Genomic DNA, 12,745 nt, shown 5'->3' on the forward strand with positions numbered 1-12,745 from the left:
GACGTCAAATGCTGGATGGCTGAGGGTTGGCGGGGTGGGTCCGGTGGCATGCATGCCGCGGACAAGCCCCCATGGACGGGTTTACGGCGTCCCATGCCACCGGACCCACCCCGCCAACCCTCAGCCATCCAGCATTTGACGTCGCTTCGGCATCTAGCGGGTGCAGGGCAGCAGCCTTGCCGCCCCCTCAACCCCCGATTTGACGCACTGCGCAAGAATGCGCTAATGTACTAACGCGCTATTACATTGATGCATGGAAACGACCCCGTGAAAGCCCGCCCCGAGATTGCCGCCAAAGACCCGAAGGCCGACCTGGAAGCCTTGGCCCTGGCCTTTGCCGCCCTGCGCGAGCCGGAGGAGGTGGAAGCCTTCCTGCGCGACCTGTGCACTCCGGCCGAACTGGAAGCCATGGCCGACCGCTGGAAGGTGGTGCCGTTGCTGCAGCAGGGCGTGCCGTACCGCGAGATCCACGAGCGCACCGGGGTCAGCGTGACCACCACCGGACGGGTGGCGCGCACGCTCGAGCACGGCCATCGAGGCTATGCCGCTGCCATCGACCGCCTTGCTTCGCGCTGATCCGCGCCCCGTTCCGAACTTCGAGACCTCCCCCATGAGTGCAACCCAGGCAGCGCCGGCACGAGACCGGCTGCGTATCGCCATCCAGAAGAGTGGCCGGCTGGCCGAGCCCGCCCGTAACCTGCTCAGCGCCTGTGGCCTGAGCTGGCGCGAAAGCCGCGACAAGCTGTTCTGCTACGGCGAATCGCTGCCGGTGGACCTGCTGCTGGTGCGCGACGACGACATCCCCGGCCTGATCGCCGACGGCGTCTGCGACCTCGGCATCGTCGGCCGCAACGAGCTGGACGAACAGGCCGCGGCACGCCGCCAGGTCGGCCTGCCGGACGCCTATCAGGCGCTGCGCGGGCTGGGCTTCGGCCAGTGCCGGCTGATGCTGGCGGTGCCCGAGGAATGGCAGTGGCAGGGTCCGGCGCAGCTGGCCGGCACCCGCATCGCCACCAGCTACCCGGCCATCCTCACGCAGTGGCTGGCCGAGCAGGGAGTGGACGCACAGGTGGTCGAGCTGTCCGGTTCGGTCGAAATCGCCCCGCGCCTGGGCACCGCCGACCTGATCTGCGATCTGGTGTCCAGCGGCGCCACCCTGCGCGCCAATCAGCTGACCCCGGTGCACAACCTGCTCGACAGCGAGGCGGTGCTGGCCGGTGCAGTACGGGTGCCCGAAGATGCACGTGCATCGCTGCGCGCGATGCTGCTGCGCCGCCTCGATGGCGTGGTGCAGCGCCAGGACCGCAAGCTGCTGATGTTCCGCGCCAGCGAGGATCGCGTCGACGCGCTGGCGCAGTTGCTGGCCGATGCCGAGCCGCTGGTGCGGTTGCCGGCCGATGGCGGTGCGCTGCGCCTGCAGACCATGTGCCCCGGCCCGCTGAGCTGGCAGCGCATGGAAGAACTCGAGCGCGCGGGTGCGCAGGGCCTCATGGTACTGAGCGTGGAGCGGTCGCTGGCATGAACCGTCTGATCTGGTCCCAACTTGATGAGGCCGCGCGCAGCGCGGCATTGACCCGCCCGGTGCAGACCGTGGCGCAGCAGACCCGCGACGCGGTGGCGACGCTGATTGCACAGGTGCGCGCGCAGGGCGACGACGCGCTGCGTGCGATCACCGCACGCTTCGATGGTGTCGAACTGTCGTCCTTTGAAGTGAGCGAAGCCGAGTTCGCGGCGGCCGAAGCCGCTGTCCCCGCCGAACTGCGCCAGGCCATGGTGGACGCCGCCGAGCGCATCGCCCGCTTCCACGCCGCCGGCATGGGCAAGGGATACGCAGTTGAAACCGCGCCAGGCGTGGTCTGCGAACGCATGCTGCGCCCGATCGGGCGGGTGGGCCTGTACGTGCCGGCCGGCAGCGCGCCGCTGCCGTCCACCGCGTTGATGCTGGGCGTTCCGGCGCAGTTGGCCGGTTGCCCGCAGGTGGTGCTGTGCACGCCGCCGCGCGCCGACGGCAGCGCCGATCCGGCAGTGCTGGTAGCCGCGCGCCTGACCGGCGTGCAGCGCGTGTTCAAGTTGGGCGGCGCGCAGGCGATCGCCGCGATGGCCTATGGCACCGCCAGCGTTCCGGCCTGCGACAAGCTGTTCGGGCCCGGCAACAGCTTCGTCACCGAAGCCAAGCAGCAGGTCGCGCAGGATGGCGCCGCCGCCATCGATATGCCGGCCGGTCCCTCCGAAGTGCTGGTGATTGCCGATGCTGGCGCCAATCCGGCGTTCGTCGCCGCCGACCTGCTGTCGCAGGCCGAGCACGGCCCGGATTCACAGGTGCTGCTGTTGACCGACGATGCCGCGATGCTGGCCGCGGTCGAGGTTGAGGTCGAGCGCCAGGTGGCCCTGCTGCCGCGCCAGCAGATTGCGCGGCAGGCGCTGTCAGCGTCGCGCCTGATCCAGGTTGATTCGTTGGACGAGGCCTTCGCGATCAGCAACCGCTATGCGCCCGAACACCTGATCCTGGCGCTGCGTGAACCGCGCGATTGGCTGGACAAGGTGCAGGCGGCCGGCTCGGTGTTCCTGGGTGATTACACCCCCGAAGCACTGGGTGACTACTGCAGCGGCACCAACCACGTGCTGCCCACCGCCGGCGCCGCGCGTGCTTACAGCGGCGTGAGCGTTGCCAGCTTCCAGAACCTGATCAGCGTGCAGAGCGCCAGTGCCGCCGGCCTGGCCGCGATCGGCGGCTGCGCGCGCATCATCGCCAGCGCCGAAGGCCTGGATGCCCACGAGCGTGCGGTGGCATTGCGCATGGAGGTGGCGGCATGAGCGCGGCTGTCGAGGAGGTGCTGGCGCTGGTGCGTCCGGATCTGCAGGCGTTCGCCGGCTACAGCTCGGCACGCAGCGCAGCGGTGCAGGGCGAGGTCTGGTTGAACGCCAACGAGTCCGCCTGGGCCAATACGGCCGACGCGGCTGGCAGCAGCCGGCGCTATCCGGAGCCGCAACCGTTGGCGTTGCGCGAAGGCTTGGCGGCGCTGTACGGCGTGACGCCACAGCAGCTGCTGGTCGGCCGCGGCAGCGACGAGGCCATTGATCTGCTGGTGCGCGCGCTGTGCGTGCCGGGCCGCGACGGCGTGGTGGTCACGCCGCCGGTGTTCGGCATGTACGCCGTCTGCGCACGCCTGCAGGGCGCCGCATTGATTGAAGTGCCGCTGGTGGACAGCGAAGATGGCCTGCGTGCCGATCTGGATGCGGTGGTCGACGCGGCCAAGGCGCAAGGTGCCAAGCTGGTGTTCCTGTGCGCCCCGTCGAACCCGGCCGGCAGTGACATCGCCCTGGACGAAGTCGAGCGGGTGGTGGTTGCGCTGCGCGGGCAAGCACTGGTGGTGGTGGACGAGGCCTATGTCGAGTACGCGCAGCGTCCGTCGGCGACCACGCTGCTGGCCGCGAACCCGAATCTGGCGGTGCTGCGCACGCTGTCGAAGGCGCACGCTCTTGCCGCCGCCCGCGTTGGCACCCTGATCGCCGCCCCGGAGCTGATTGCCGTGCTGCGCCGCTGCCAGGCGCCGTACCCGGTGCCGACGCCATGCACGGAACTGGCGGTGCAGGCGCTGCAACCCGCCGCGCTGACCATCACCGCCGAGCGCGTAGCCACGGTGATTGCCGAGCGCGAACGCCTGCGCGAGGCGCTGCCGGGCCTGCCCGGCGTGCGTCGCGTCTACCGCTCATCCGGCAACTACCTGCTGGTTCGCTTCGCCGATGCCCAGGCCGCGTTCGATACGCTGCTGGCTGTGGGCGTGGTGGTGCGCGACCAGCGCGCCGCGCCGCAGTTGGGTGATGCACTGCGCATCAGTATCGGCAGTCCCGAAGAGAACGACCGCGTGCTTGCGGCCCTGTCGGCGCGGAGGGCCGCAGCATGACCCCGATCCTGTTCATCGACCGCGACGGTACCCTCATCGAGGAGCCGTCCGACTTCCAGATCGACGCCTACGAGAAGCTGCGCTTCGTGCCGCAGGTGATCCCGGCGCTGCTGAAGCTGCGTGATGCCGGCTACCAGTTCGTGATCGTCACCAACCAGGATGGCCTGGGCAGCGACAGCTACCCACGCGCCAGCTTCGATGGCCCCAACGACCTGATGCTGCAGATCTTCGAGAGCCAGGGCATCACCTTCCGTGACGTGCTGATCGACTGCAGTTGGCCGCAGGACAACGCGCCCACGCGCAAGCCGGGCATCGGCCTGATGACCGCCTACCTGCAGGACCGCAGCATCGACTGGGCGCGTTCGGGCATGGTGGGGGACCGTATCACCGACCTGCAGTTCGCCGACAACCTCAACATCCGTGGCTTCCAGCTGCGCACCGAACAGTTCGGTGGCGAGTGGAACTGGCCGGGCATCGCCCATGCGCTGGCCGACGCGCCGCGTACTGCCGTGGTCCAGCGCAACACCAAGGAGACGAAGATCCGCGTTGAACTCGATCTGGACCGTGCCGGTGATGCGCGCATCGCCACCGGACTGCCCTTCTTCGACCACATGCTGGAACAGATCGGCAAGCACGGCGGGTTCGCGCTGGACATCCAGGCCGAGGGCGACCTGCACATCGACGAGCACCACACCATCGAGGACACCGGGCTGGCGCTGGGTCAGGCCCTGCGCGAGGCGCTGGGCGACAAGCGCGGCATCGGCCGCTACGGCTTCACCCTGCCGATGGACGAGACCCTGGCCAGCGCTGCGCTGGACTTCAGCGGCCGCCCGTACTTCGTGTTCGAGGGCGAATTCAAGCGCGAGCGGGTGGGCGACATGCCGACCGAGCTGGTGCCGCACTTCTTCCGTTCGCTGTGCGATGCCAGTGGCCTGAACCTCAACCTGCAGGTACGCGGCGACAACGATCACCACAAGGTGGAGGCCTGCTTCAAGGCGCTGGCGCGCGCACTGCGCCCGGCGCTGGCCCGGCAGGGCACGGCACTGCCGAGCACCAAGGGGGCATTGTGAGCGACGTCGCGCTGATCGATGCCGGTGGTGCCAACCTGGGCTCGGTGCGCTACGCACTGGAGCGCCTGGGCGCGACGGTGCGGCTGGTGCGCGATGCGGACGAACTGGTGGGTGCGCAGCGGGTGATCCTGCCCGGTGTCGGCGCCGCCGGTCCCGGCATGCAGCGCCTGCACGCGCAGGGCCTGGTGGAACCGCTGCAGCGATTGCAGGTGCCGCTGATGGGCATCTGCCTTGGCATGCAGTTGCTGTTCGAACGTTCCGAGGAAGCGGGCGTAGAAACACTGGGACTGATTCCGGGCGTGGTGCGCAAGCTGGTGCCGGCCTGTGGCATCCGGGTGCCGCACATGGGTTGGAACCGGCTGCTGCCGCTGCGGGAGTCGTTGCTGTTGCAGGGTGTCCCGGAGCGGGCCAGCGCCTACTTCGTGCACAGCTACGCGGCGCCGCTGAATGCCCACACCGTCGCGGCGTGCGACCACGGTGGGCTGTTCACTGCCGTGGTGGAGCAGGGGCGTTACTACGGCGCACAGTTCCACCCCGAGCGCTCCGGCGAGACCGGCTCGCTGATGCTGCGCAATTTCCTCGAGGGCACCGCTGCATGAGTTTCATCGTCTACCCCGCGCTGGATATCCGCGATGACCGCGTGGTGCGGCTGCGCCAGGGCGACTACGCGCAGGAAACCTCCTACGGCGACGATCCGCTGCCGCGCGCGCAGGCCTTCGCCGCCCAGGGCGCGCAGTGGATGCATCTGGTCGACCTGGATGCTGCACGCGCCGGTGGCTATACGCTGGCACCGCTGCTGGCGGCGATCCGCGCGCAGACGCCGCTGCAGGTGCAGACCGGTGGTGGCGTGCGTGGCCGCGACGATGTGGCGCGCATGCTTGATGCTGGCGCCGGCCGCGTGGTGGTCGGCTCGCTGGCGGTGCGCCGCCCCGATGAAGTGGTCGGCTGGCTGGAGGAATTTGGCGCCGAGCGCATCACGATTGCGCTGGACGCGCGCCAGGACGCACAGGGGCAGTGGCAGCTGCCGGTGCACGGCTGGACCGAGAACGCCGGGGTGACCCTGGATGACCTGGCCCAGCGCTACGCGCGCGCCGGCATGCGCCACCTCTTGTGCACCGACATCGCCCGCGACGGCATGCTGGCCGGGCCCAATATCGGCCTCTACCAGCACCTGTCGGCATTGCTGCCGGGGGTGGCGGTGCAGGCGTCCGGCGGCATCCGTGACGTGGCCGATGTGGCCGAGGCGCGTGCCGCTGGCTGCGGTGGTGCGATTCTCGGCAAGGCACTGCTGGAGCAGCGCATGGACCTGGCGGAGGCGCTGGCATGTTGAGCCGCCGCATCATTCCCTGCCTTGACGTGCGCGATGGCCGCGTGGTGAAGGGCGTGCGCTTCCGCGACCACGTCGACATGGGCGACATCGCCGAGCTGGCGCAGCGCTACCGCGACCAGGGTGCCGACGAGCTGGTGTTCTATGACATCGGCGCCAGCCCCGAGGCGCGTTCGGTGGACGTGGCGTGGATCGAGCGCATCGCGCGCCTGATCGACATTCCGTTCTGCGTGGCCGGTGGCATCGACAGCGTGGAAGCCGCGCGTCGCGTGTTGTTCGCCGGTGCCGACAAGGTGTCGATCAACTCCCCCGCGCTGGGCCGCCCGGAACTGATCACTGAACTGGCCGACGAGTTCGGCGTGCAGTGCGTGGTGGTGGGTGTCGACTCGGTACGTGAAGCGGACGGCCAGTGGCGGGTGCGCCGTTTCAGTGGCGACCCGGACAAGACCCAGGCGGTACCGCTGCGTACCCTGGACTGGATCGTCGAAGCTCAACGGCGTGGCGCTGGCGAGATCGTGCTGAACTGCATGGACAGCGACGGCGTGCGCCGTGGCTACGATGTCGTGCAGCTGCAGCAGGCGCGGGCCCTGTGCCAGGTGCCGCTGATCGCCTCCGGTGGCGCCGGTGCGATGGAGCACTTCGCCGAAGCCTTTGATCAGGCCGACGTCGATGGTGCGCTGGCAGCGAGCGTGTTCCACAGCGGCGCCATCGCCATTCCAGAATTGAAGCGCTACCTGCGCGGACAGCAGATTGAGGTGCGGGATGTCTATTGAAGTCAGGCCTTCGTTGGACGCATTGCAGGCACTGGACTGGGGCAAGGGTGACGGCTTGCTGCCGGCCGTGGTGCAGGATGCCGATACGCTGCAGGTGCTGATGCTGGGCTATGTCAGCGCCGAATCGCTAGCGGCCACGCTGGCCATCGGCCACATGACCTTCTTCAGCCGCAGCAAGCAGCGGTTGTGGACCAAGGGCGAGCAGTCCGGCAACGTCCTGGCGGTGCAATCGATCAGTGTCGACTGCGATGCCGACACGCTGCTGGTGACGGCACGCCCGGCGGGGCCAACCTGCCACACGGGTGCGGAGAGCTGTTTCGACCAGGCGCCGAAGGACTTCCTGGGCGGGCTGGACCAGTTGGTCGCGATGCGTGAGGCGCAGCGCCCGCCGGGCAGCTATACGACCAGCCTGTTCGAGGGCGGCATCCGCCGCATCGCACAGAAGGTGGGTGAGGAGGGGGTGGAGACCGCTCTGGCTGCGGTTGCGCAGGATGACGCGGCGCTGCTCGGTGAGGCTTCGGACCTGCTGTACCACCTGCTGGTACTGCTGCGCGCGCGCAGTCTGTCGCTGGACGATGCGCGGGCGGTGCTGGAAAAACGCCATCGTTGAAGCGTGGTAGTGCCGGCAATGCAGCCGAGCGTGGCTCGGCTCTACAATACCGCGTCTCTTTCTGCCGGATGCCTCCCATGAAACTGCCTGCTGCCTGGCTGTGCTGCCTGTTGCTGACCTCGCCGGCCTGGGCTGCGGACACCGTGGTCACCGGCAAGGTCTATCTGGAGCGTGACGGCAAGCCGGGCCGCGGTGCGACCGATCCGGGCCTGGCCGGGGTGCAGGTCTCCAACGGCGAGACGATCGTCAAGACCGCCGCCGATGGCAGCTACAGCCTTCCGGTGCGTGACGGCCAGACCGTGTTCGTGATCAAGCCCGATGCGTATTCGTTCCCGAAGGCGACAGACGGCCTGCCTTCGTTCTGGCGCCACTTCCGCCCGAACGGCTCGCCGGCGCTGAAGTACGGCGGCATCGCCGCCACCAGCGATGTCACCCGCAACTGGGATTTCGCGCTGCAGTCGGATCGCCATGACAGCCGTCGCGGCTTCCAGATGCTGGTCTTCACCGACTCCCAGACCGCCAGCCTGAAGGACATCGGCTACTACCAGCAGTCGATCGTGTCGCCGCTGGTCGGCCAGACCAAGGCGCGCATGGGCACCACCCTGGGTGACATCGTCAACGACGATCTGACCCTGTATCCGGCAATCAACAAGGTCACCACGTCGCTGGGCGTGCCGTGGTTCCATGTGCCGGGCAATCACGACCTCGATTTCGATGCAGCCAGCGACGAGCATTCGCTGGACAGCTGGCGCAACATCTACGGCCCGGACACCTACGCGGTGGAAGAGGGCGGTGCCAGTTTCGTGTTCCTCGACGACGTGGTGTATGACCCCAACGCAAGGCCGAAGTATGTCGGTGGCCTGCGCGAAGACCAGTTCGCTTTCCTTGCCAGCTACCTGAAAGGCCTGCACAAGGACCGCCTGCTGGTGCTGGGCATGCACATCCCGCTGTTCGACGCCGCGCCGGGGCGCGAGACCTTCCGTCATGCTGACCGCCAGCGCCTGTTCGACCTGCTGAAGGACTTCCGCAACGTGCTGGTGCTCAGCGGGCACAGCCACACCCAGCAGCACGTCTACCACGGCAAGGCCGACGGCTGGAACGGTGACAAGCCGCTGCACGAATACAACGTCGGTGCCAACTGCGGCGCATTCTGGTCCGGGGTGAAGGATGCCGCCGGCGTGCCGGACAGCGCCATGAGTGATGGCACGCCAAAGGGCTACGCGTTGCTGGACGTCGCCGGCAATGGCAGCTACAAACTGCAGTACCGCGTGGCCGGCAAGCCGGCCAGCGAGCAGATCGGCCTGCATGCGCCGAAGGTGCTGCGCCAGGGGGCCTATCCGGCGTGGGGTGTCTACGCCAACGTCTACATGGGCGAGGACGCCAGCGTGGTCGAGTACCGCGTCGATGGCGGTGCCTGGCAGCCGATGAAGCAGGTCAGTCAGCCCGATCCGCGCCTGATGGTGGAGAACGTGGCTGACGATCTGGCTGACAGCCTGCGCGGCTACGACCGTTCGCCGGAGGCCACCGCGTCGCCGCACCTGTGGCGTGGCGCGCTGCCGACCGACCTGGCAGTGGGCAGTCACAAGGTCGAAGTACGCTCTACCCAGCCTGATGGTGCAGTATTCACCGCCACCACCCGCTACAGCCTGCAGACGGCACAGCCCTGATCCCCCGCATCTCCGCTCCAGCGAAAGGACCCCGCATGGATATCCGCTTCATGGCCGGCACCACGCCAGTCACCCTCAGCCGCCACTGGTTCACCGGCGCGATGCTGCTGCAGAGCGCCACCGAGAAGGTCTGGGTGCAGCATCCGCTGCATCCGGGCACCCACTTCTCGTTCTCGCTGGTACAGTCGTGGCTGCGCCACATCGCCGGCCATGAGGTGCTGGTCGAGCGCACCCGGCCGCTGTTGTTCGCCGGCTTCCGCCCGCAGCGCCTGCGCGTGCTGGTGGATGGTGTGCAGGTGGCCGAACAGGAAGGCATGTAGTCCAACCTGAACCGCCGGCGCGCTAGGCAAAGCCGCCCCGATGCCTGAGAATCGGGGCGATTCAATCGATCCAAGCAGGCCAGCGTGACCATCGCAGCAGCGTCTCCGGTTTCCACCGACTCCGCCCGCGGCGGTCTTCCGCGCAGTCTCGTTGTCGCCGATGTCGGCGGCACCTTCGCCCGTTTGGCGCTGGCTGAAACGCAAGCCGGCCAGGCACCACTGCTGGGCAGCCATCGCACCTACGCCTGCGCCGAGCACCCCAGCCTGGCCGCGATCCTGGCCGATTTCACCGCTGGCCTCGGCCAGCCGGTACAGGCCGCGGTGGTCGCCATCGCCGGCCTGCTCGATGGCGATGTGTTGATCAATTCCAACCTGCCGTGGACGGTCTCGCTGTCGGCCACGCGGGTGCAGTCCGGGCTGTATGAGCTGCAGCTGATCAATGATTTTGAAGCGGTGGCGTTGGCCATTCCCTACCTGCAGCCTGACACCCTGGTGCCGCTCAATGGCGATGCTGACCCGGCGCAGGCGTTCCCGGCGCTGGTGCTGGGCGCCGGAACCGGCCTGGGTGCAGCATTGCGCTTTGCCGACGGCGAGCGTCCGGTGCTGGCCAGCGAGATCGGCCATGCCGCGCTCGGCGCCGGCAACGCGCTGGAACTGCAGGTGCTGGACAAGCTGCTGCAGCGCTGGCCGCACGTGGACAACGAGCGCGTGCTGTCCGGCAGTGGCCTGATGAACCTGTATCCGTGCCTGTGCGAACTGCGTGGCGTCACTCCGGTGTGGAGCAGTACCGAGGCACTGATCGGTGCCGCGCGCAGCGGTGAGGATGCGCTGGCGGTGGAAACGCTGCAGGTGTTCTGTGCCTGGCTGGGCAGCCTGGCCGGCGACGCAGCGATCGCGGTGGGTGCGCGTTCGGTGTACCTGGCCGGGGGTATTTCCGCGCATGTGCAGGATTTCCTGGCCGATGGTCGCTTCCGTGAGCGCTTCCTCAACAAGGGCGTGCTGACCGAGGTGCTGCGCCAGGTGCCGGTATGGCGCGTGGAGCATGGCCAGCTGGGCGTTCTCGGCGCAGCGGTCTGGTACGCCGCACGGCAGCCCACGCACGACTGATCGGCGTGGCCGGCATCGGGCCGGCCGTGCATTGCAGACTGGGAGGGGAAGATGGTGGATCGCAGGCAGTTCCTGCAGGCCGGCGCACTGGCCGCAGGCATGGTGGCCTTGCCGGGCGTGCAGGCGCGCACGCAGGGTGGGGCCAGGGTGGTTTCGACCTGGGACTTCGGCGTGCCGGCCAACCAGGCCGCGTGGAAGGTGCTGGCGCAGGGTGGCAGCGCACTGGATGCAGTTGAAGCCGGTGCACGCTGGGCCGAGAGCGAGCTGTGCAACCCCACCGTCGGCCATTGCGGTAACCCGGATCGCGACGGGGTGCTGAGCCTGGATGCGAGCATCATGGATGGTGATGGCCGTTGTGGCGCAGTGGCCGCGCTGGTGGACATCCTGCATCCGGTGTCGGTGGCCCGCAAAGTGATGGAAAACAGCCCGCACGTGCTGCTGGTGGGCGAGGGCGCGCAGCAGTTCGCGGTGCAGCAGGGTTTTGAACGCAGGCACCTGCTGACGCCGCAGGCCGAAGCGGCCTGGCGCGAGTGGCTGAAGACCGAGAAGTACCAGCCGCAGATCAATGCCGAGCGTCGTAGTATTCCTGGCAACAGCGACAACCACGACACCATCGGCATGCTGGCGCTGGATGCCCGCGGTAAGCTGGCCGGCGCCTGCACCACCAGCGGCATGGCCTGGAAGCTGCACGGCCGGGTCGGCGACAGCCCGATCATCGGTGCCGGCCTGTATGTCGACAACGAAGTGGGCGCGGCCACTGCTTCGGGCGTGGGTGAGGAGATGATCCGCAACGCCGCCTCGTTCCTGGTGGTTGAGCTGATGCGCCAAGGGCGCTCGCCCGCGCAGGCCTGCCGCGAAGCCATCGACCGCGTGGTGCGCAAGCGCCCCGAAGCGAGCAGAACATTGCAGGTGTGCTTCCTGGCCATGAACAAGCAGGGCGAGGTGGGTGCCTACGCGTTGCACCGCGGCTTCGTCTACGCCGTGTGCGATGGACAGCGCCAGGACGACCTGCGCGACTCGCCGTCGATCTACACGAGCACTCAGGCGTGAGCACGCGGCTGACCCTGGAGATCGCCAGCAACTCGCTGGCCTCGGCGCTGGCCGCGCAGGCCGGCGGTGCCGACCGCATCGAACTGTTCGAGAACCTGGCCGAGGGTGGCACCACGCCGTCGTTTGCCACCATCGCGATTGCCCGGGAACGCCTGTCGATTCCGCTGTTCGTGCTGGTGCGCCCGCGCCCGGGTGATTTCCACTACGACGCATTGGAAACCGAACTGATGCTGCGTGACATCGCGCAGTGCCGCGCGCTCGGCTGCGATGGCGTGGTGATCGGTGCGCTGGATGTGCAGGGCGGGATCGATCTGGCGCTGTGCCGTGAACTGGTGCAGGCCGCCGGGCCGCTGCAGGTGACCTTCCATCGCGCCTTCGATGCTGCCCGCGATCTGCCTGCGGCACTTGAGCAGGTGGTTGAGCTGGGCTGCCAGCGCGTGCTGACCTCGGGCGGCCAGGTCAGCGCCGAGGCCGGCGCGGATGTGCTGGCGGGTCTGGTCACCCAGGCAGCGGGACGTATCACGGTGATGGCCGGCGCCGGGCTGGGCCCGGCCAACATCGCCGCCGTTGCGCGACGGACCGGCTGCACCGAACTGCACGCCTCGGCCAAGGGCCTGCGCCGCTCGGCCATGCAGTTCCAGAACCCGGCTTTGCGCGGCCTGGACCCGGACTGGAGCCAGACCGCCACCGCGACCGTGGCCGCGCTGCGGCAGGCGCTGGACGGCGCAAGGTAGCCCGCTTCTGCTGTAGAGCCGAGCCAACGCTCGGCTGCGCTTTGCGGCAAACGACATCAGCCGAGCACGGGCTCGGCTCTACAACGCCCCGCTGCCGCCGCACGCGACAACGCGGACAAAACCGTTCCGCGCGCGATTGTCGCGTTCGTGTCATTGTCGTGTGCGCCGTTCTCTCAGTGATG

The 12,745-nt window shown here is 68.4% G+C and carries 14 protein-coding genes; all 14 read left to right on the forward strand.

All coding sequences use genetic code 11. The annotated features are described in order from the left end of the window. Positions 1-267: 267 nt before the first annotated feature. Positions 268-576: a YerC/YecD family TrpR-related protein gene (locus ACM0O9_RS17550; protein WP_111173367.1), complete on the forward strand. Its 309-nt coding sequence runs from the start codon at positions 268-270 to the stop codon at positions 574-576. Between the two features lie 34 nt (positions 577-610). Further along, positions 611-1,522, forward strand: coding sequence for an ATP phosphoribosyltransferase (gene hisG / locus ACM0O9_RS17555; protein ID WP_065177576.1), 912 nt, complete (start codon positions 611-613; stop codon positions 1,520-1,522). Beyond that, positions 1,519-2,814, forward strand: a complete 1,296-nt coding sequence (gene hisD, locus ACM0O9_RS17560) for a histidinol dehydrogenase (protein WP_065184995.1) — start codon at positions 1,519-1,521, stop codon at positions 2,812-2,814. Before hisG ends, hisD begins: the two co-directional genes overlap by 4 nt. After that, positions 2,811-3,905: a histidinol-phosphate transaminase gene (gene hisC, locus ACM0O9_RS17565; RefSeq protein WP_065184993.1), complete on the forward strand. Its 1,095-nt coding sequence runs from the start codon at positions 2,811-2,813 to the stop codon at positions 3,903-3,905. The genes hisD and hisC overlap by 4 nt, the downstream gene beginning before the upstream one ends. Beyond that, entirely contained in the window at positions 3,902-4,975 is a 1,074-nt protein-coding gene (hisB, locus tag ACM0O9_RS17570) for a bifunctional histidinol-phosphatase/imidazoleglycerol-phosphate dehydratase HisB (protein WP_053499882.1), read from the forward strand. Before hisC ends, hisB begins: the two co-directional genes overlap by 4 nt. Beyond that, positions 4,972-5,574: an imidazole glycerol phosphate synthase subunit HisH gene (gene hisH / locus ACM0O9_RS17575; RefSeq protein ID WP_065177579.1), complete on the forward strand. Its 603-nt coding sequence runs from the start codon at positions 4,972-4,974 to the stop codon at positions 5,572-5,574. The genes hisB and hisH overlap by 4 nt, the downstream gene beginning before the upstream one ends. After that, positions 5,571-6,305, forward strand: a complete 735-nt coding sequence (gene hisA / locus ACM0O9_RS17580; protein ID WP_065177580.1) for a 1-(5-phosphoribosyl)-5-[(5-phosphoribosylamino)methylideneamino]imidazole-4-carboxamide isomerase — start codon at positions 5,571-5,573, stop codon at positions 6,303-6,305. The genes hisH and hisA overlap by 4 nt, the downstream gene beginning before the upstream one ends. Next, the gene (hisF, locus tag ACM0O9_RS17585; RefSeq protein ID WP_065184991.1) at positions 6,299-7,075 is read left to right on the forward strand and encodes an imidazole glycerol phosphate synthase subunit HisF; all 777 of its coding nucleotides are present in this window, start codon (positions 6,299-6,301) and stop codon (positions 7,073-7,075) included. Before hisA ends, hisF begins: the two co-directional genes overlap by 7 nt. Beyond that, positions 7,065-7,685 carry a bifunctional phosphoribosyl-AMP cyclohydrolase/phosphoribosyl-ATP diphosphatase HisIE gene (gene hisIE / locus ACM0O9_RS17590; RefSeq protein WP_414603884.1) on the forward strand — a complete coding sequence of 207 codons (621 nt, stop codon included), beginning with the start codon at positions 7,065-7,067 and terminating at the stop codon, positions 7,683-7,685. Before hisF ends, hisIE begins: the two co-directional genes overlap by 11 nt. A 77-nt stretch (positions 7,686-7,762) precedes the next feature. Continuing rightward, positions 7,763-9,352, forward strand: coding sequence for a calcineurin-like phosphoesterase C-terminal domain-containing protein (locus ACM0O9_RS17595; RefSeq protein ID WP_065177583.1), 1,590 nt, complete (start codon positions 7,763-7,765; stop codon positions 9,350-9,352). A 35-nt stretch (positions 9,353-9,387) separates the two neighbouring features. Next, on the forward strand, positions 9,388-9,672 hold the full coding sequence (locus ACM0O9_RS17600; RefSeq protein ID WP_005409434.1) for a hypothetical protein: 285 nt from the start codon (positions 9,388-9,390) through the stop codon (positions 9,670-9,672). 84 nt (positions 9,673-9,756) lie between these two features. Further along, positions 9,757-10,779: a glucokinase gene (locus ACM0O9_RS17605; protein WP_065197007.1), complete on the forward strand. Its 1,023-nt coding sequence runs from the start codon at positions 9,757-9,759 to the stop codon at positions 10,777-10,779. A 51-nt stretch (positions 10,780-10,830) separates the two neighbouring features. Continuing rightward, positions 10,831-11,829, forward strand: coding sequence for a glycosylasparaginase (locus ACM0O9_RS17610; protein WP_065177585.1), 999 nt, complete (start codon positions 10,831-10,833; stop codon positions 11,827-11,829). Then, positions 11,826-12,563 (forward strand): copper homeostasis protein CutC, encoded by a 738-nt coding sequence (locus ACM0O9_RS17615; protein WP_065184978.1) that lies wholly within the window; start codon positions 11,826-11,828, stop codon positions 12,561-12,563. The genes ACM0O9_RS17610 and ACM0O9_RS17615 overlap by 4 nt, the downstream gene beginning before the upstream one ends. The last annotated feature ends 182 nt before the right edge of the window (positions 12,564-12,745 follow it).

The sequence above is a fragment of the Stenotrophomonas sp. FR012 genome, from assembly GCF_047520565.2.
Classification (GTDB): Bacteria; Pseudomonadota; Gammaproteobacteria; order Xanthomonadales; family Xanthomonadaceae; genus Stenotrophomonas; species Stenotrophomonas sepilia.

Bases quoted from the DNA above. Each gene is read 5' to 3' on its own strand.
- hisB (WP_053499882.1), top strand. From the start codon at position 3,902: ATGACCCCGATCCTGTTCATCGACCGCGACGGTACCCTCATCGAGGAG.
- hisG (WP_065177576.1), top strand. From the start codon at position 611: ATGAGTGCAACCCAGGCAGCGCCGGCACGAGACCGGCTGCGTATCGCC.
- ACM0O9_RS17610 (WP_065177585.1), top strand. From the start codon at position 10,831: ATGGTGGATCGCAGGCAGTTCCTGCAGGCCGGCGCACTGGCCGCAGGC.
- hisD (WP_065184995.1), top strand. From the start codon at position 1,519: ATGAACCGTCTGATCTGGTCCCAACTTGATGAGGCCGCGCGCAGCGCG.
- hisA (WP_065177580.1), top strand. From the start codon at position 5,571: ATGAGTTTCATCGTCTACCCCGCGCTGGATATCCGCGATGACCGCGTG.
- ACM0O9_RS17595 (WP_065177583.1), top strand. From the start codon at position 7,763: ATGAAACTGCCTGCTGCCTGGCTGTGCTGCCTGTTGCTGACCTCGCCG.
- hisF (WP_065184991.1), top strand. From the start codon at position 6,299: ATGTTGAGCCGCCGCATCATTCCCTGCCTTGACGTGCGCGATGGCCGC.
- hisC (WP_065184993.1), top strand. From the start codon at position 2,811: ATGAGCGCGGCTGTCGAGGAGGTGCTGGCGCTGGTGCGTCCGGATCTG.
- ACM0O9_RS17600 (WP_005409434.1), top strand. From the start codon at position 9,388: ATGGATATCCGCTTCATGGCCGGCACCACGCCAGTCACCCTCAGCCGC.
- hisIE (WP_414603884.1), top strand. From the start codon at position 7,065: ATGTCTATTGAAGTCAGGCCTTCGTTGGACGCATTGCAGGCACTGGAC.